Annotated in this window: 15 protein-coding genes; 7 read left to right on the top strand and 8 right to left on the bottom strand. The window is 32.6% G+C overall.

Annotated features, from left to right (window positions below; all coding sequences use genetic code 11):
• The first annotated feature begins 24 nt into the window (after positions 1-24).
• The 4 genes from hisF (at position 25) to AC23MC_RS05080 (ending at position 5,188) form a co-directional block, all read left to right on the top strand.
• The gene (gene hisF / locus AC23MC_RS05095) at positions 25-780 is read left to right on the top strand and encodes an imidazole glycerol phosphate synthase subunit HisF (protein WP_487567328.1); all 756 of its coding nucleotides are present in this window, start codon (positions 25-27) and stop codon (positions 778-780) included.
• Positions 781-839: 59 nt separating this feature from the next.
• Positions 840-1,454, top strand: a complete 615-nt coding sequence (hisIE, locus tag AC23MC_RS05090) for a bifunctional phosphoribosyl-AMP cyclohydrolase/phosphoribosyl-ATP diphosphatase HisIE (protein WP_487570631.1) — start codon at positions 840-842, stop codon at positions 1,452-1,454.
• A gap of 64 nt (positions 1,455-1,518) precedes the next feature.
• A complete protein-coding gene (locus AC23MC_RS05085; protein WP_487567330.1) occupies positions 1,519-3,396 on the top strand; it encodes an alpha-amylase family protein in 1,878 nt (625 codons plus the stop codon).
• Between the two features lie 229 nt (positions 3,397-3,625).
• Positions 3,626-5,188 (top strand): AsmA family protein, encoded by a 1,563-nt coding sequence (locus tag AC23MC_RS05080; RefSeq protein WP_487567331.1) that lies wholly within the window; start codon positions 3,626-3,628, stop codon positions 5,186-5,188.
• A 2-nt stretch (positions 5,189-5,190) separates the two neighbouring features.
• Here AC23MC_RS05080 and AC23MC_RS05075 read toward each other — a convergent pair whose 3' ends face one another.
• Entirely contained in the window at positions 5,191-6,078 is an 888-nt protein-coding gene (locus tag AC23MC_RS05075; RefSeq protein ID WP_487567332.1) for a L,D-transpeptidase, read from the bottom strand.
• Between the two features lie 345 nt (positions 6,079-6,423).
• Between AC23MC_RS05075 and rpsA the strand changes: the two genes are divergently transcribed.
• The gene (gene rpsA / locus AC23MC_RS05070; RefSeq protein WP_487567333.1) at positions 6,424-8,199 is read left to right on the top strand and encodes a 30S ribosomal protein S1; all 1,776 of its coding nucleotides are present in this window, start codon (positions 6,424-6,426) and stop codon (positions 8,197-8,199) included.
• Between the two features lie 86 nt (positions 8,200-8,285).
• Here rpsA and AC23MC_RS05065 read toward each other — a convergent pair whose 3' ends face one another.
• Entirely contained in the window at positions 8,286-9,002 is a 717-nt protein-coding gene (locus tag AC23MC_RS05065; RefSeq protein ID WP_487567334.1) for a hypothetical protein, read from the bottom strand.
• A 192-nt stretch (positions 9,003-9,194) separates the two neighbouring features.
• On the opposite strand from AC23MC_RS05065, the gene AC23MC_RS05060 reads away from it, so the two are divergent.
• On the top strand, positions 9,195-9,764 hold the full coding sequence (locus AC23MC_RS05060) for a fasciclin domain-containing protein (RefSeq protein ID WP_487567335.1): 570 nt from the start codon (positions 9,195-9,197) through the stop codon (positions 9,762-9,764).
• A 69-nt stretch (positions 9,765-9,833) separates the two neighbouring features.
• Here AC23MC_RS05060 and pheT read toward each other — a convergent pair whose 3' ends face one another.
• From pheT to AC23MC_RS05035, 5 genes are all read right to left on the bottom strand, one after another.
• Complete coding sequence (gene pheT / locus AC23MC_RS05055; RefSeq protein ID WP_487567336.1) at positions 9,834-12,254, bottom strand: phenylalanine--tRNA ligase subunit beta; 2,421 nt, start codon at positions 12,252-12,254, stop codon at positions 9,834-9,836.
• Positions 12,255-12,370: 116 nt separating this feature from the next.
• The gene (locus AC23MC_RS05050; RefSeq protein ID WP_487567337.1) at positions 12,371-12,898 is read right to left on the bottom strand and encodes a hypothetical protein; all 528 of its coding nucleotides are present in this window, start codon (positions 12,896-12,898) and stop codon (positions 12,371-12,373) included.
• Between the two features lie 167 nt (positions 12,899-13,065).
• Positions 13,066-13,929, bottom strand: coding sequence for a bestrophin family protein (locus AC23MC_RS05045; protein WP_487567338.1), 864 nt, complete (start codon positions 13,927-13,929; stop codon positions 13,066-13,068).
• 141 nt (positions 13,930-14,070) lie between these two features.
• On the bottom strand, positions 14,071-16,176 hold the full coding sequence (gene recG / locus AC23MC_RS05040) for an ATP-dependent DNA helicase RecG (RefSeq protein ID WP_487567339.1): 2,106 nt from the start codon (positions 16,174-16,176) through the stop codon (positions 14,071-14,073).
• 217 nt (positions 16,177-16,393) lie between these two features.
• Positions 16,394-17,341, bottom strand: a complete 948-nt coding sequence (locus AC23MC_RS05035; protein ID WP_487567340.1) for a tetratricopeptide repeat protein — start codon at positions 17,339-17,341, stop codon at positions 16,394-16,396.
• A 413-nt stretch (positions 17,342-17,754) separates the two neighbouring features.
• Here AC23MC_RS05035 and AC23MC_RS05030 point away from each other — a divergent pair, with 413 nt between their 5' ends.
• On the top strand, positions 17,755-18,087 hold the full coding sequence (locus AC23MC_RS05030) for a YegP family protein (protein WP_487567341.1): 333 nt from the start codon (positions 17,755-17,757) through the stop codon (positions 18,085-18,087).
• Between the two features lie 49 nt (positions 18,088-18,136).
• On the opposite strand, the gene AC23MC_RS05025 is transcribed toward AC23MC_RS05030, so the two are convergent.
• Positions 18,137-18,868: a sulfite exporter TauE/SafE family protein gene (locus tag AC23MC_RS05025; protein WP_487567342.1), complete on the bottom strand. Its 732-nt coding sequence runs from the start codon at positions 18,866-18,868 to the stop codon at positions 18,137-18,139.
• Positions 18,869-18,904: the final 36 nt, after the last annotated feature.

Here is an 18,904-nt window from a genome sequence, read left to right as displayed (position 1 = left end):
TTTGCGACTTTGCGAGAAATAAATATGTTGACAAAAAGAATCATTCCCTGCCTAGACATAAAAAACGGAAGAACCGTAAAAGGCATTAATTTTTTAGAATTGAAAGATGCCGGAGATCCGGTAGAATTAGCTTTGAAATATAGTTTGGAAGGTGCCGATGAATTGGTTTTTTTAGACATTTCTGCCACGGAAGAACGCAGAAAAACCTTGGTTCAACTGGTTCAAAAAGTGGCTCAAACCATCAACATTCCGTTTACGGTTGGTGGCGGAATTTCATCAGTGCACGATGTTGAATTGCTTTTAAAAAATGGAGCGGATAAAATTTCCATTAATTCTTCCGCTGTGAAGAATCCAAAATTAATCTCAGAAATTGCTAAAAACTTCGGAAGTCAATGCGTTGTGGTTGCCATCGATGCCAAATTAATCAAAGAAAATTGGAAAGTCCATTTAGTTGGAGGAAAAGTAGCCACCGAATTGGATTTATTTGATTGGGCAAAAGAAGTTGAACAACTAGGAGCCGGCGAAATTTTATTCACCTCAATGAACAATGACGGAACAAAAAATGGTTTTGCCAATGACGCGTTGGCTCAATTATCCAAAACAGTAAATCTCCCCATTATTGCCTCGGGTGGAGCAGGAACAATGCAACATTTTGAAGAAGCTTTTTCCATCGGAAATGCAGATGCGGCTCTGGCTGCGAGTGTTTTTCATTATAATGAAATTTCAATTCCACAACTAAAACAATTTCTAAAAAAACAAAACATTCCGATTTGTTTGTAAAGAGTTTTAACTTGAAAAAACTTTTATGAACTTCAAAAACTTTTAACGAATCAACTTATATGACTTATATGTTAAAAAATAATTTAAATTTCAATAAAAACCCCGATAGATTAATCCCTGCAATCATTCAAGATGCAACGACCAAAACAGTTTTAATGTTGGGATATATGAACGAAGAAGCCTATCAAAAAACCATTTCTTCTCAAAAAATTACGTTCTTTAGTCGTACAAAAAATCGATTGTGGACAAAAGGCGAAGAAAGCGGAAATTTTCTCAATCTTGTTTCAATTGAAGCGGATTGCGACAATGATACACTTTTAATCCAAGTCAACCCAACTGGTCCGGTTTGCCATACGGGAGCCGAAACTTGTTGGCAACAGCCAAATAAAACAGCGTTTGGATTTTTATCAGAGTTAGAAAACACGATTCAACTTCGTAAAGAAAATGGCGAGTCTGAAAAAAGTTATGTAGCCTCTTTATTTGCGAAAGGAATCAATAAAATCGCTCAAAAAGTAGGCGAGGAGGCAATCGAAATGGTCATTGAAGCCAAAGATTCTAACGATGATTTATTTTTGAGCGAAAGTGCCGATTTACTGTTTCATTATTTAATTCTATTGAAGGCAAAAGGTTTTGAATTAAATGATATTGTTGAAATTTTGAAGCAAAGACGCTAATTACTATTCACTATTTACCAATTACTAAAAATTCGTATATTTAGACCTTTAAAAAGTAAATTCTATGCTCAAAAAATCAGCGGTTGCTCTAAGCACCATCGTCTTATTCTCAACTTTATCCTGCGAACAAAAAAATATGAAGGCCCAAACAGAAACGGTAACTGAATCCAATTCAGAACATAAAATTGTTGTATATCAAGTTTTTACACGATTATTTGGAAACACAAATGCTACCAACAAACCGTGGGGAACAATCGAAGAAAATGGTGTTGGAAAGTTCAATGATTTCACCGATAAAGCTCTTATGGAAATTAAAGATTTGGGTGTAACGCACATTTGGTACACCGGTGTTCCGCATCACGCTTTAATCAATGATTATACAAAGTATGACATCTCTAATGATGATCCTGATGTGGTGAAAGGTAGAGCCGGTTCTCCCTATGCCGTGAAAGATTATTATAATGTAAATCCTGATTTGGCAGTAGATCCAGCAAAACGATTAGAAGAATTTGAGGCGTTGATTGAGCGAACACACAAAAACGGTTTGAAAGTCGTAATTGATATTGTTCCCAATCACATTGCCAGAAAATATGAAGGAAAAACGAATCCGAAAGGTGTGAAAGATTTTGGTGCAGACGATGATAAATCAGTCGAATACAAACGAAATAACAATTTCTATTACATTCCAAATTCGAAATTTGAGGTACCAACCGATGCTAATTATAAACCGCTTGGTGGTGAAAAACACCCGTTGGCTGATGGAAAATTTGAAGAAGTCCCTGCAAAATGGACCGGGAATGGTTCTCGTTTAGCCAAGCCAGACATCAATGATTGGTATGAAACGGTCAAAATTAATTATGGCGTAAAACCGGATGGAAGCAAAGATTTTCCAACGTTACCTGAAGGTTTTGATAAAAAAGATTACAAAGCTCACGCCGAATTTTGGAAAGGAAAAGACGTTCCGGATTCGTGGAAAAAATTTAAAGATATCACCCATTATTGGATAGATAAAGGTGTGGATGGTTTTCGATATGATATGGCTGAAATGGTTCCAGTGGAATTTTGGAGTTATATGAATTCATCCATCAAAGTGAAAAATCCGAATGCGTTTTTGTTGGCAGAAGTATATAATCCGGGTGAATACAGAAATTATATTCATTTAGGAAAAATGGATTATTTGTATGATAAAGTGCAAATGTATGACACATTGAAAAACATCGTGCAAGGTCGCGGTTTACCGAAAAATATCTCAGGAATCAGAGAAGATTTGAAAGATATCGAACACCATATGTTGCACTTTTTAGACAACCACGACGAACAACGTTTGGCGAGTCCGCAGTTTGCAGATGATGCTAAAAAAGGAAAACCGTTGATGGTTGTTTCGGCAACAATCAGTTCGTCACCAACGATGATTTATTTTGGTCAAGAAGTGGGTGAGCCGGGAGCTCTTGATGCCGGTTTCGGAAAAAATTCACGCACCTCAATCTTTGATTATGTTGGAGTTCCTCATCATCAACGTTGGATGAATGGTGGAAAATTTGACGGCGGACAATTAAAACCGGAAGAAAAAGAATTACGTGATTTCTATAAACGTTTATTGAATTTTACCTTAAAAAGCAGTGCTTTGATGGGTGAATTCGAGCAAATTCACGATGCTAATTTAAATGCGGGTTCCAATTATGATTTCGGATTGTATTCGTATGTGCGTTGGAGTGACGACGAGAAATTGGTGATTGTAACTAATTTCAACCAAAACACACCCGTTCAATGTGATGTGATGATTCCGGCAGATGTAGTAAAAAAAATGAATCTGAAAGACGGAAAATATACATTAAAAGATCAATTATACGGAAAAAGTTCAACTGAATTAGTTATTGAAAATGGAGTAGGGAAGTTTAAGTTGAAGATTGGTGTGAATGAGAGTTTTATTTATAAGATTTAATTTTCTTTTAGTCGAGTCTCACTAATTCCAACAGATTTTTAAATAATCATTAGAAAAAAAGCCACGAATTTCACTAATTTACACGAATTAATTTGTGTGAATTAGTGAAATTTGTGGCTTAAATAACTTTAGTTCTTCTATGAATACAAGAATATATAGTAAGTTTTTTATACTTTATTTGGCATTAATTGCTGAATTAGTCACTATATTTAAAAATTAAACATTTCATATGGTTTGGTGGAAAAAAATAGTCATTTTCGTTTTAAGTTTACTAGCTCTGATTTTCGTTTTAAATATCGGATTGAGCTTTTGGTTAAAAAAAGAACTGCCTAAAATCATCAACGAGAATAACGATTCGCCTTATCATATTGTTTACAAAACCATCGATATTACATTGCTGAGCGGAACGATTTTAATTAATGACATTACGATTGTTCCCAAAAAAGTGATGAATGATACAACGGATAAAACCGGATTATTTGCAACAATTTCAGACGTTGATATTAAAGGAATTAGTATTTGGAGTTTCCTTTTCAATAAAAAAATCAAAGCTTCAAAACTTATTATTTCTCAACCGGAAATTATTCTCTATAAAATTGATGACAAAGCATTAAATAATCCGAAAAGTATTAACGAAAGTGTCGTAAAACCGTTTAAAAACACCATTTCAGTTTCAGACATTGAATTGGAAAATGCTAACTTGAAAATCATTTCAACTAAAACAAATTTACCTTCATTAGTCGTTAGTAATCTTTCTTTAGAATTGGATAATGTTGTTTTGGATGATGAAACAATCAAAGAAAAAATTCCATTCAATTACAACGATTTTGATTTTTCGTGTGATAGTATTTATTTCAGAGCCAATGAATTTTATCATTTGAAAGCAGAGAATATTCAAAGTACAAAATCGGAATTAAAAATCGATAATTTTAAATTATTTTCAGAATACAGCCGAGCTGAATTTGTTAGAAAAATTTCTGTCGAAAAAGATATTTATTCAACTTCAATTAAATCCATCTCACTAAAAGATATGGACTGGGGTTTTGAAGAAGAAGATTTTTATTTTCATTCAAAAAATATAGTTTTAGATTCGGTTTATGCTAACATTTATCGATCAAAAATTCCAAATGACGATCTTTCCAAAAAACCTTTGTATAACAAATTATTGAGAGAAATTCCATTTAAATTGCAAGTCGATTCATTGCAAATTCGAGAATCCATTTTAGAATATGAAGAAGAAAAAACATTTGAAAAAGGAGCGGGATTACTATCATTTCATCAATTTAATATGGCTGTAACCAATGTCAATAGCGGTTATAAAGAGCAAAAATTATCGGATGTAAAAATCAAAGTAGATTGTCGTTTTATGAATGTTTCTCCAATGAAAGTCGATTGGCAATTCAACGTACTGGATAAAATGGACGGATTTACAATTAAAGGTACGATTTTAAACTTTCCGGCCGAACAACTTAAACCTTTTACCAAACCTTATATGAATGTGGATGTGGAAGGAATGTTGGATGAAGTCTATTTTAATTTCGCCGGAAATGATCTAAAATCAAAAGGTAATTTTGCCATTAAATATGAAGATTTGAACGTGACAGTTTACAAAAAAAATAGCCGAAAAGAGAAAAATAAATTTCTTTCGGCTATTGGTAATTTGTTTGTCAAAAAAGATTCTGATGAAAAAGTTAAAGAAGTGGAAGTAGAAGTGGAAAGAATTCCAGAAAAATCGTTCTACAATTTTCTTTGGCGAAGCATCGGCGAAGGTCTCAAAAAAACCTTGCTTTAAACTTATTTTATTTGTTTTTTGGTCAGCACTTTTTCTCTGTTTTCTTGTTCTTTCATAATTTCAGAAAGGTGTTTTTCAACTAAATTTTCTAATTCCTTTTCCGAAATATCATTCGCCTTAGGTTCATCAACTAATTTTAACCAAGGCGATTTTCCATCAAAATCATAATCACCAAAAACTAGTACAGGAATTCCTTTGGCTTCAACGGTATTGGCATCTTTCAAAATCCATTCGTCTGCCCAATCATACATCCATTTGGCATCGTTTTCCAATAATCGCAAACACGAATGTGAAGCCGGATAACCAGGCAATTCATATTGATGCCAACCCACGCCTTCTGTATTTTCGATGTTGAAATTCCAACGTAAAATCCATTCATCATCCACGGTGCTTTGTACTTCTTCGCCTTTCCAATTGGTAAAAAATAATCCGGTTGGTGTTTTATGAGCTTTTGATCCTAAACTAGTTGGACCCCATTTGACCAATTCGCCATATTCATATAAACCATAGGCTTGAATAGGATAGGAGAAAATGGCAATTTTTGGCACATCATTTAATTTTTTAATAGTGTATGGAAAAGCAGAATAGGCCAGAAAATCATCATCAAATTTATTTGGGATGATTAAAGTATCCGCTCTTTGAAGTGTATTTTTATCAATTCTATTCAACGAAACGATTGTCGTTATTTCACTACTTGAAAATTTAGATTTGAAAATTTTTCGAACCGAATCATTTTTTAAAGACCAAATTGTATACGTGAAATCTTGTGGTTTGTCATATTTTCGGGTCGGTTTTGGTCGTTCAACTTCATCTATTTCTTTCGAATTTTGACAAGAAACCATTAAAGCAAATGCGAATAAGAAAATGGTATGTTTAAAATGTGTCTTCATTAAATTGTATTTTGGGTTTTTGTGTTTTTTGACAAGATACTATTTAGAATTAAAACATCCCATTTATAAGGAAATTTTTAACTTTTTTAAATGAATTTGATTGCTGAAAATGAGTTGATTAGTTTAAGAAATGATGAAAACTTACTATTTATCTTTCAATCCATGAAATTTCCCACTAATTCCCTCAAAAATAGTTTTGTATATTCAAAAAAGGTTCGTAATTTTGCACACCTTTTGGCGGAGAAGAGTTTCCATTGGGTATAAACAATTTATGTAAACAACTTCTGCTGTTTTCTATCGCATTAAGAAACTCAAGAGAACTCAGAATACAAATTTTTTATCAGCATGTCTGAATTATTAAAAGAACAAGAAGCGTTTTTAGCAAACTTTAACTGGCATAACTTCCAAGAAGGAATTGATGCTGTAGATGAGAAAAACCTAAGAGAATTTGAAGAGTTAGTTGCTAAAACCTTCATTTCAACTGACAGCGACGAAGTAGTAATGGGAACAGTAGTTCGTATTACAGATCGTGACGCTATCGTTGACATTAACGCGAAATCTGAAGGAGTTATCTCTTTAAATGAATTCCGTTACAATCCACATTTAAAAGTGGGTGACAAAGTAGAAGTATTAATCGACGTTCGTGAAGACAGAACAGGTCAGTTAGTATTATCTCACAGAAAAGCAAGAACAATCAAAGCATGGGATCGCGTTATTGCTGCTAACGAAAGCGGTGAAATCGTAAACGGTTTTGTGAAATGTAGAACTAAAGGAGGTATGATTGTTGATGTTTTCGGAATTGAAGCATTCTTACCGGGATCACAAATTGATGTGAAACCAATCCGTGACTACGATCAATATGTAAACAAAATGATGGAGTTTAAAGTGGTAAAAATTAATCACGAATTCAAAAACGTGGTAGTTTCTCACAAAGCTCTTATCGAAGCTGATATTGAAGTTCAGAAAAAAGAAATCATTGGTCAATTAGAAAAAGGACAAGTATTAGAAGGTGTTGTTAAAAACATTACTTCTTATGGTGTGTTTATTGATTTAGGTGGTGTTGATGGATTAATCCACATTACTGACCTTTCTTGGTCAAGAATCAATCACCCAAGCGAAGTTCTTGAATTAGATCAAAAATTAAACGTTGTAATTCTTGATTTTGATGATGAGAAAACAAGAATCCAATTAGGTTTAAAACAATTAAACGCTCACCCATGGGATGCATTGAATGCAGACTTGAAAGTAGGTGACAAAGTGAAAGGTAAAGTAGTAGTTATCGCTGATTACGGTGCTTTCATTGAAGTTGCTGAAGGTGTTGAAGGTTTAATCCACGTTTCAGAAATGTCTTGGTCAACGCATTTACGTTCGGCTCAAGATTTCATGAAAATTGGTGATGAAGTAGAAGCTGTTGTATTAACATTAGACAGAGACGAAAGAAAAATGTCGTTAGGTATCAAACAAATGTCGCAAGATCCTTGGACTGATATCACTTCTAAATATCCTGTTGGTTCTAAACATAATGGTATCGTTAGAAACTTTACAAACTTTGGTATTTTCGTAGAATTAGAAGAAGGTATCGATGGTTTAATTTATATTTCAGATTTATCTTGGACTAAAAAAATCAAACATCCATCAGAATTCATCAATGTTGGTGAAACGTTAGATGTTGTTGTTTTAGAATTGGATGTTGACGGACGTAAATTATCTTTAGGTCACAAACAAACTACTGCAAACCCTTGGGATAAGCACGAAGATGCTTTTGCTGTAGGAACTGTTCATAACGGAACTATCGCTGAAATTGTTGACAAAGGTGCAACAGTTGATTTTGGTGATGATGTTGTTGCTTTCGTACCAACTCGTCATTTAGAAAAAGAAGATGGTAAAAAATTGAAAAAAGGTGATGCTGCTGACTTCAAAGTAATTGAATTTAATAAAGAATTTAAGAGAGTTGTTGCTTCGCACACATCAATCTTTAGAGAAGAAGAAGAGAAAAACGTGAAAGCTGCTACAGAATCTGTTGCTGCTAATAACAACACGAATGCTCCTGCTCAAACTCTTGGAGAAAACAACCAAATTTTAGCTGACCTTAAAGCTAAAATGGAAAAAGGAGAGAAATAATATTTCTTAACTTTATAAATTCAAAAAATCCCTCTTCGAAAGTTGAGGGATTTTTTTTGTATAATTTCAACGTTTGCAGCTAATCACTAGTTATAATATTTACTCAACCAAATATCTTCATTAAAATTTTTACCTTGCCATAAGCAATAATAAATTGCAATTCCCATAATAGATTTAAGCATAAATAAAAAAGTAACTAAACCCATGACATTTTGAGGAGATTTGCCAAATAGGTTTTGCGGTAATAAACTAGTTAAAACTAAACTGATAAGTACTAATAAAATTATAAAATTGCCCATTGTTTTAAATGGTTTCATGGCAAGTTTACGTAATGGATGCAAATCATTTCCCCATTTGTGAATTAAATAATAATAACCATTTCCAATTGGAGCAAACAGTAAAGGATCATCATAATTTTCTAATTTAAACAATTTTGATGGAGCAATAATTCTGAAACCTTCAAGTTTTGTTTGATGTTCTTTTTCCAGTTGATGAATTTTCGTGATAGCCTCTTCCGGAATTTTTCCTTTAAATAAGTGACTATCTAAAAATCGTAATCGATAATCTACACATATTGATTTAATTTGTTCCAAATGAAATATTCTATCCGATTCTAAACAATCAAAATGAAATGTATTATATTTTGTTGAACTTTTTTCAGTTAAGGTTGAAAGAATTTCAGCCCTTTTGATTTCATTTTTATTTAAAATTGAAAAAACTTCGTTTAAAATAGCTTCTTCTGTTTTAAATTTATGTCTCTCCAATCGTAATTCATTTAAAAGATTCTTCTTTTTCAGTAGCATTTTAAGATGTTTTTATAAGTTACATAAAATAATTACAATACGTTCTAAATTAATTATTTATCATATAAAAATGAAATTTTTGTGAATTTATTTTCCGAAAAACATTCACTAAACTAATGTTAAATCGAAAGTAATTCAAAACCAAAATTATTGTATCAGCGTAACTTACTTTATAACTTAAAAAAAGCTATTATGAAAACACAAAGAAATTTGGCAACCTTAGTAGTTGCATTTGCAATGATGATGGGAACATCAACTTTTGCACAAACCAAAGAAAAAACGGTTCAAGTGGGTGGAGCTCCGATGTATCCGAGTAAAAACATTGTTGAAAATGCAGTGAATTCAAAAGATCATACCACATTGGTTGCGGCAGTAAAAGCAGCAGGCTTAGTTGAAACATTACAAGGAAAAGGACCATTCACCGTTTTTGCACCAACCAATTCGGCTTTTGATAAATTGCCAAAAGGAACAGTTGAAACACTTTTAAAACCGGAAAATCTTAAAACGTTACAAACAATTTTGACTTACCACGTATTACAAGGAAAGTTTAGTGCAAAAGATATTGTGCTGGCAATAAAAGACGGTAATGGAAAAGCAGAATTTAAAACCGTGAGCGGTGGAAAATTATATGCTTCAATGAATGGAAAAGATGTTATTTTGATAGATGAAAATGGAGGAAAATCGAAAGTTACAATTGCTGATGTAAATCAATCCAATGGCGTGATTCACGTAGTTGATGCAGTTGTTACACCGAAATCATAAAAGCATGTTGATTTGATTTTTGTTTTAAATGGAAAAGACCACAATTTTTACAGTTGTGGTCTTTTTTTATTATCTCAAAACAGCTCCTAGCTCTTTTTCAAAATTTTGCTGAAGCTTGTTCATTATTTTATCAATTTGATCATCCGTCAGTGTTTTGGTGGTATCTTGAATAACAAAACTCAACGCATACGATTTCTTTCCTTCCGGAAGATTTTTTCCTTCATAAACATCAAAAAGATTAATGTCTTTGAGTAAAACTTTCTCTGTTTGACGAGCGATTGAATATAATTTATCAAACGTAACGTTATTATCTAACAACAACGACAAATCTCTTCGAACTTCCGGATATTTTGGAATATCTTGAAATTTAATTTTGTTGGAAATCATTTTCAAAATCAAATTCCAATTGAAATCGGCATAAAAAACCTCTTGTTTGATGTCGAAATATTTTAGAATAGATTTTTTTACTGTACCAAATTCAACCAAAACATCATTTCCAATGGCAATGGCTATTCCTTCATTAAATACATCACTTGAAACCGGAACAGTTTGCGTTTTTCCGAAAGAAAGTCTCGTTAAAATGGATTGAATATATCCTTTAAACAAAAAGAAATCACTTGTTTTTTGTGGAGTTGTCCAAATTTCAGCTTGACGATTACCGGTTACAAATAAAGAAAGATGCTTGTTTTCTTCATAACCGGATGGCATTTTGTGATAACTTTTACCAAATTCAAATAATTTTAAATCTGAATTTCTACGATTGATATTATACGAAACCGCTTCTAAGCCTGAAAATAATAACGATTGACGCATCGCCGATAAATCATTGCTCAACGGATTGAGCATCATCACATTGAATTCCTCTTTTAAATTTTCTGATAATTTTGCATAATCAGGAGTGGTTAACGAATTAGCCATCATCTCATGAAAACCTACCGAATTTAATTGTGAAGCGATGATGTTTTGAACTTTATAATCTTCGGTTCTTCCTGAATTGGCTACGGTTGCATTCAATTTTTTAGAAAACTGAATATTGTTGTAACCATAAACACGAAGAATTTCTTCAATTACATCAATTTCTCGCTGAACATCAACACGATAAGCAGGAATGGTTAAGCCCAAACCGGCATCGGAAACGCTATTTACTTTAATATCTAAGGAAACCAAAATCTTTTTTATGATTTCTTTTGGAATTTCCTGACCGATAATTTTATTTACTTTATTGAAGTTCAATAAAACCGTAAAATCCTCAATTTTCTTTTGATAAATATCGATGATATCGGATGTAATTTCGCCACCAGCAATTTCTTTGATTAAAATGGCTGCTCTTTTCAAAGCATATTCTGTAATTGTTGGATCAATTCCACGTTCAAATCGAAAAGAAGCATCGGTGCTTAAACCATGTCTTTTCGCTGTTTTTCGAATAGAAACCGGATTAAAATAAGCACTTTCTAAAAATATATTGGATGTATTTTCGGTTACGCCTGAATTTTTCCCACCAAAAACACCTGCAATGCAAAGCGGACCTTTTTCGTCGCAAATCATTAAATCTTCTTCGTGCAAAATTCGTTCTACATCATCTAAGGTTTTGAATTTTGTTCCACTTTCAGCAGTTTTTACGATAATTTTTCCGTTGATTTTGTTCGCATCAAACGCATGAAGCGGCTGTCCTAATTCGTGCAATACATAATTAGTAGCATCAACAATATTATTTTTTGGAGTTAAACCAATGGCTTTTAAACGATTTTGCAACCAATCCGGAGAAGGTTTTACTGTAATTCCGGAAATTGTAACTCCGCAATAGCGTGGAGCTAATTTGATGTCTTTTACTTCAACATCAATTTTAAGCGTTCTTTTATCAACACGAAAACTGGTTACAGAAGGCGTAATTAATTCAGGATGAACATTTTTTTGAACCAAACCGGCACGTAAATCACGAGCAACTCCCCAATGCGACATGGCATCGGCACGATTTGGGGTTAAACCGATTTCAAAAACTTCATCATTTTCAATGTTCATTACTTTAGAAAACAAAGTTCCTGCTTGCAAAGAGTCATCTAAAATCATAATTCCGTCGTGATTTTCGCCAAGACCTAATTCATCTTCGGCACAAATCATTCCGTGACTTTCTTGTCCGCGAATTTTTCCTTTTTTAATTTGAAATTCGTTTCCTTCTTTATCAAATAAATTGGTTCCAATGGTTGCTACAGGAACTTTTTGACCAGCCGCAACATTGGGAGCACCACATACAATTTGAATTGGATTTCCGTCGCCTAAATCAACTGTTGTTATTTTAAGTCTATCAGCATCAGGGTGTTGGACGCATGTTTTTACTTCACCAACCACAATTCCTTCTAAACCACCTTTAACAGATTGATATTTTTCTACAACTTCCACTTCCAAACCTAAATCGGTAAGCAAAGCAGCTGTTTCTTCGGAAGATGAATCTAATTTAATAAATTGTTTGAGCCAATTGTATGAGATACGCATTTTCTATGAGCTTTTAAAGGTGGCAAAGATAATCAATGAATTACTTTTTGCATAATTTTAAATAAAAAAGGTCACTTAATTTAGCGACCTTTTTGAAACTTTTTTATTTATTATAATTAATTGATACAATATAGAAAATAGGATAATTTTTCGCTTCCGGGTAAAACTTGTGAAACACTATTGGCAGATTTACTTTCTTGTGATGTAGCATCTGTAAATTTGAAATGCGTAGACACATAAATGCATCCGTTTTTATCAAATTTTAAATTTTCTTTTTCTATTCTAAAGATATTTTCAGTCTGATTTGTGGTAGTTTTAAAATTGTAAGAAGGAATTGTTTCGGTATCATCAATACTTTTACGAATTTTAGAAAAGGTTCCGAAATATAAATCAGCTTCCGAAATAGAAATGTTAGTATTTGATTTACAAATCATATAAATAGTAGTTTCATCGTGATAAATAGACAATTCACCAATTGATTTAGATTGATTGTTAACGATTTCATAATTCACTTCAGATTTTAAAGCAATATCTTTTTTGGAGGAAAGCAGTGCAAGATTTGTTTGTTCTTCGTTAAAAGAATCGTCTTTACTACAATTAAGCGTCAGAAATGCAGTAAAAATTACTAATGTAATTTTTTTCATGTTGGTTAAGTTTTTTGTGTTAGACTTGGGATCTATTCAACTAATTGCCGGGCAAGCTTTTAGTTGATGGTGCTAAGCTAAGTGCAAGATTTGTGATACAAAAATAAAATCGTTCAAAAACACTGTTTTATCGTTAACTAACTCAAAATTAGTGTGATTATTATGATTTAAAGGATTTCTTCTACGTGTTTTTTAATATTGGAAGCGATTTTTTCTATAGGAAGATCGTTTGCATCAAACCCGAAAGGATCTTCAATTTCTTCGGCAATTAATTCTAAACTTGCTAGTACATAAAATATAAAAATAACTACCGGAATGGAATAATACCCTAAGCTGAAGACATAACCAAATGGCAAAGTCATGACATAAAAAAAGATAAATTTTTTGATGAATGCACTGTAGGAATAGGGGATAGGAGTGTTTTTGATACGTTCACAAGCTCCGCAGATCTCAGTAAACGACATAATTTCGTTGTTCAAAATAATCAGTTGGTCGCCGGAAATTTTCTTTTGATCATATAAATCATTTATTTTTTGAAAAAGCATTTTGGCCAATTGATTGGGTTTGTGTTTGTGGTGATCAATTTCTAAATCAGCATCGTCATAAAGTTGTTTACTGGTTTCTACATTAGTAAGATGCTTATTCAAAATAGAAGCATAACCGGGAATAAGTTTCCTAAAATAGGCTCTATCATTTTCATCGTGCAACATCACACGAAGTTTTATAGCCAAGTTTCTACTGTTGTTGACTAATGCTCCCCATAATTTTCGTCCTTCCCACCAACGATCATAAGCTGTATTGGTTCGGAATACAAGCAATAATGAAATCACGAATCCTAGCATATTATGCATAATTGTGATATTACTTAAATGACTTTTTTCAGACATTTTCCAGTAAACAATCTCTAGATAACCAACACCAAACGTATAAAGCCCGATAAAAATCATCATCGGAATCAATTGTCTGAATGTATCTGATTTATGAAATCTGAAAATAAAGGTAATCCAGTCTTTTGGGTTGTATTGAACCATTTTTTAGGGTAATGGGTTAAAGGTAATAGGTGATTGGTTTGAAAACGTAAATGTAGAGAAGAAATTTTAATTTTTGATTGAGAATATAAATTTTCATGTTTTTCCTACCCGCAACTCGTAACTCGCAACCTTCAAACTCTATTAACTAATATAATTCCAAATATTCTTCTTCTTACTCATTTCCATAAAAACCATTCGCAACGTTTGGTGCTCAGGTAATGTCATTGAAGCATCTTTTTTCAAGAGTTTTATGGCTTCGTGGCGAGCAACTTGTAAAATATCACGGTCACGAACTAAATCGGCGATTTGTAAATTCAACACACCACTTTGTTGTGTTCCCATAATATCACCGGGTCCACGAAGTTTTAAATCCACTTCAGCAATTTCAAAACCGTCGTTGGTGCGGCACATGGTTTCTAATCGGGTTTTTGAATCATCGCTCAATTTGTGGCTCGTCATTAAAATACAATAACTTTGTTCGGCACCACGACCTACACGACCACGAAGTTGGTGTAATTGCGATAATCCAAATCGTTCCGCACTTTCAATGACCATTACGCTTGCATTTGGAACGTTTACGCCGACTTCAATTACGGTGGTTGCGACCATAATATTGGTTTTTCCGGCAGCAAAGCGTCGCATTTCTTCTTCTTTGTCAGCCGCTTTCATTTGGCCGTGAACGATGGAAACGCTGTAATGTGGCAGTGGAAAATCCCTTGAAATGCTTTCATAACCATCCATCAAATCTTTATAATCCAATTTTTCACTTTCATTAATCAACGGATAAACAATATAAATTTGACGGCCTTTTGCAATTTCATCTTTCAAAAATTTCCAAACTTTCAATCGATTGGAATCGTAACGATGCACAGTTTGAATGGGTTTTCGTCCCGGAGGCAATTCGTCAATCACAGAAATATCCAAATCACCGTACAAACTCATCGCCAATGTTCTCGGAATTGGCGTGGCGGTCATCACCAAAACATGTGGCGGAATATCATTTTTCTTCCATAGTTTTGAACGTTGTTGAACTCCAAATCGATGTTGTTCGTCAATAATCGCTAAACCTAAATTGTGGAATTGTACTTTGTCTTCCAATAAAGCATGGGTTCCAATAATAATGTGTAATTCACCATTTTCTAACGCTTCATGAATAATTTTTCGTTCTGAAGTTTTAGTTGAACCAGTGAGCAATTTTATATTGATTTTTAAGTCTTTAGCTAATTCCGTTAAACCGTTAAAATGTTGTGTTGCTAAGATTTCCGTAGGAGCCATTAAACAACTTTGAAAACCATTGTCCAACGCCATAAGCATACACATTAATGCCACGATTGTTTTTCCGGAACCAACATCACCTTGCAATAATCTGTTCATTTGAGCATTACTGCCCAAGTCATTTCGAATTTCTTTCAACACTCTTTTTTGAGCATTTGTTAATTCAAAAGGTAAATGATTTTGATAGAAATTATTAAAATAATCGCCCACTTTTTCAAACGGATGGCCTTTGATTTTATGTTTTCGAATGAGATTTTTGGTGATTAACTGCAATTGAATAAAAAACAATTCTTCAAATTTTAATCGAAATTGAGCCTTTGCCAACAATTCCTGACTCTTTGGAAAATGAATATTAAACAAAGCTGCATTTTTCGGAATCAACTTTAATTCATCCAACAAATAGGAGGGAAGTGTCTCGGTAAAACGAGCTTGCGTTTCCACAAACAATTGTTGCATCATTTTGTTAATGGTACGATTGGAAATGCCTCTTTGCGTTAATTTTTCGGTAGAAGGATAAACCGGTTGCATTGCCGAACGTAGACTTTGCTTGTGTTCTTCCAACAATTCCAATTCCGGATGAGCCATGTTGAATAGGTTTGAAAAAGAAGCAACTTTACCAAAAGCAACATAAACGGCATTGAGTTTTAAGCTTTCACGAATCCATTTATGACCTTGAAACCAGACCAATTCCATTTCGCCGGTGTCATCTACAAACGTAGCGACTAAGCGACCTCGTCCTTTTTTTTGTTCAACGGTTTTGATGTGGATAATTTTCCCAACAATTTGAACTTCTGTATTTCCAGCTTGTAATTCATTGATCTTATAATAACGCGTTCGGTCAATATACCGATTGGGAAACAGCGTCAACAAATCTCCGTATCGATGAATGCTGAGTTCTTTCCGAAGCATTTCGCCACGAGAAGGACCAACACCTTTCAGGTATTCGATAGGAGTTTGTAGTATATCGTTCATTTTAAAAAATCAATGGCAAAATCAAAATCAATGTCAAATTCAAAAATCAAAAATCAATGTCAACATCAATTTCATTTCAAAGCGAAGATAGTTTTTTGTGGTGGAATTATGAAATTGAACAAATTTGATTTTAAACCTTTAAGTCCTAAATTTCATAAAAATGTTAATCATTTATAAACTATGTAAAATAGGTTTTACTTTAGAGCTTTTCAAAAAGTTAATTTTTTGGTGTATGATTTTGAGAATTGTACTTTTTAAATAAAAAGTAGAGTACGACACAAAATGCTATAATGCTCAAAATAAGCAAAATGGTTTTTTCAATATTGTAAACATCATTATAATTTATTCTTGATGTTTCAAATCTTGACTCATTGGAATTGCAGGTATTTAATCCTTCTGTAAATGCGATTCGTCTATACAAAAGTTCTGACTTTAATCCATATTCTCTGGACATTTTTAAAATCTCTAGTGCTTCATATTTTTTTCCTTCAATTAAACACAGATTTCCTAGATCAAATAAAAGATTTGCAATAATAAGATCTGTACCTTTTATAAAAGTAATTCGTTCATTTAACTGGTAATAGATATCACTAATCAATTTTTCGATTTTGCTATTGCTCAATTCAGTTTGAGCATTATTAAATGTTCCAAACGAAGTTGAAAAGAAGAAATTACTATCAAGATTTTTTTCCTTATTAATTTTTGCCTCTAATATTTTAAGATGTAACCATTCTGAACCATTATGAGATGTTGGATTTATTTGAATTCCTTTTTCAATCCAGAAATATGCTTTTTTGTTATCCCCCAAAAGTTCATAGATTGTTCCCATATTAGATGCTGTTGAATATCGATTGGGTGATTTTTTTTCAATTTCTGAGTATATATCTAAAGCTTCTATGTATTTTCCTTCAATGATTAAGACATAGCCAATATCTGAAAGATAGTCTAAATCGTTTGTTTTTTTATACAAACTATCTAGTTCTTTTTTTACTTTTTCAAAATTAAACTTGTTGAATTTATGTCCAAACGGAATACTTCCTTCATGATCTTCATAAATAAAAATACCATTTTTTAAAACTTTAGTTTCTCCATTAATACATCCAAAAATAGCTCCATGAACAAAAAGTAAAACAAGAGTAATTAATTTTATTGATTTGGTTTTCATGATATTCATTTTTTGTAAATTTATTAAATTCTATTTTATTTGTTTAAGTAGAATTACATTCCCAGTGAACTATAAATGCTGAGTTCTTTTCGAAGCATTTCGCTACGAGAAGGACCAACACCTTTCAGGTATTCGATAGGAGTTTGTAGGATATCGTTCATTTTAAAAAATCAATGGTAAAATCAATTTCAAATTCAAAAATCAATGTCAACGTCAATTTCATTTTAAAGCGAAGATAGTTTTTTGTGGTGGATTTTGAAAGACGAAAACAATTTCAATTATCTATAGTATAAATCTGTAGTTTTAATTCTACGCAATTATGATAGAATTGTTTATAATTTCACATTAAAATAATATGTTTTGTTAAAATATCTTCTTAATTTTACAATTCAATAATTTTTAAAATAATTAGCATGGGATCATTTGTAATCAGTAAAAGAAAAAATGGTGAATTTCAGTTTGTTTTAAAAGCCGGAAATGGGCAGGTAATTCTGTCTAGTGAAGGTTATACTACCAAAGCTGCTTGTGAAAACGGAATTGAATCGGTTCGAAAAAATTCACAAGATGATAAGCGTTTTGAACGTTTGGAAGCAAAAAATGGAAAACCTTATTTTAATTTAAAAGCAACTAACGGACAAATTATTGGCAACAGTGAAATGTATGAATCGGTTGCAGCTCGTGAAAACGGAATTGCTTCTGTAGCTAAAAATGCTCCTGATGCAAATGTAAAAGAAGATTTAGAATAACCACCGTACATACTATAGCAACTAAGCCTTGAGAAATCTCAGGGCTTCTTTATTTTAAGCTTTGATAGATTGAAAATAATCCAATTATAAGAATCATAAATAGTGAAATTCGTTTGAAATAATCTTGCGAAATATGGTTTAAAATCTTTTGACCAATCCAACTACCAACAAAACCGATTATGAATAGAAAGGGAATATATATCAATATGTCTTTAGTAATATATCCATTACTGTAATAAACACCGGTTCGCGATAAATCAATCATCATATCGATTGCTGCTGATGTGGCCACAAAAACGCTTTTTTCTAAATTAAAGGCAGCCATTGTTAAACCTCGAATAGCTCCACCGGTTCCGATTAATCCGGCTGAAAATCCTGAAAGAGCTCCACCGATAACAGTTTGTTTGAATTTTGGTGGAATGATGAGTTTGTCTTTTATTAAAAACAGCAAACTGAGTGCGATTAGAAAAATACCTAATGCAATTTCTAAAATTCTACTTTCAAATAATTTACTTAAAAAGCCTCCAATAATCACGAAAATTACAGACGGAATTCCAATTTGAAGAATGAGTTTTTTGTCTAATCCTTTTCTAAACAAATAGATTTTTGATAAGTTACTCGACAAATGAAAAATCGCAGTGATTCCTAAAACAGTATGAAAATCAAAGAAAATGTTTGCAAAAGGCACAAAAAATACTGAAGAGCCAAAACCGCCAATGGTTCCTATGATTTCTGCAATTAATGTGAGCAATAAAAATAACAAGGTTTTGTCAATTTCCATATTGATGAATTGATACCTAAATATACAAATTTTAAT

It is taken from the genome of Flavobacterium sp. T50_26 (assembly GCF_057652995.1).
Note: the sequence above shows the minus strand (reverse complement) of the source record. Positions and strands in the feature narration are given on the sequence as shown.

Bases quoted from the DNA above. Each gene is read 5' to 3' on its own strand.
- hisF (WP_487567328.1), top strand. From the start codon at position 25: ATGTTGACAAAAAGAATCATTCCCTGCCTAGACATAAAAAACGGAAGA.
- hisIE (WP_487570631.1), top strand. From the start codon at position 840: ATGACTTATATGTTAAAAAATAATTTAAATTTCAATAAAAACCCCGAT.
- AC23MC_RS05085 (WP_487567330.1), top strand. From the start codon at position 1,519: ATGCTCAAAAAATCAGCGGTTGCTCTAAGCACCATCGTCTTATTCTCA.
- AC23MC_RS05080 (WP_487567331.1), top strand. From the start codon at position 3,626: ATGGTTTGGTGGAAAAAAATAGTCATTTTCGTTTTAAGTTTACTAGCT.
- AC23MC_RS05075 (WP_487567332.1), bottom strand. From the start codon at position 6,078: ATGAAGACACATTTTAAACATACCATTTTCTTATTCGCATTTGCTTTA.
- rpsA (WP_487567333.1), top strand. From the start codon at position 6,424: ATGTCTGAATTATTAAAAGAACAAGAAGCGTTTTTAGCAAACTTTAAC.
- AC23MC_RS05065 (WP_487567334.1), bottom strand. From the start codon at position 9,002: ATGCTACTGAAAAAGAAGAATCTTTTAAATGAATTACGATTGGAGAGA.
- AC23MC_RS05060 (WP_487567335.1), top strand. From the start codon at position 9,195: ATGAAAACACAAAGAAATTTGGCAACCTTAGTAGTTGCATTTGCAATG.
- pheT (WP_487567336.1), bottom strand. From the start codon at position 12,254: ATGCGTATCTCATACAATTGGCTCAAACAATTTATTAAATTAGATTCA.
- AC23MC_RS05050 (WP_487567337.1), bottom strand. From the start codon at position 12,898: ATGAAAAAAATTACATTAGTAATTTTTACTGCATTTCTGACGCTTAAT.
- AC23MC_RS05045 (WP_487567338.1), bottom strand. From the start codon at position 13,929: ATGGTTCAATACAACCCAAAAGACTGGATTACCTTTATTTTCAGATTT.
- recG (WP_487567339.1), bottom strand. From the start codon at position 16,176: ATGAACGATATACTACAAACTCCTATCGAATACCTGAAAGGTGTTGGT.
- AC23MC_RS05035 (WP_487567340.1), bottom strand. From the start codon at position 17,341: ATGAAAACCAAATCAATAAAATTAATTACTCTTGTTTTACTTTTTGTT.
- AC23MC_RS05030 (WP_487567341.1), top strand. From the start codon at position 17,755: ATGGGATCATTTGTAATCAGTAAAAGAAAAAATGGTGAATTTCAGTTT.
- AC23MC_RS05025 (WP_487567342.1), bottom strand. From the start codon at position 18,868: ATGGAAATTGACAAAACCTTGTTATTTTTATTGCTCACATTAATTGCA.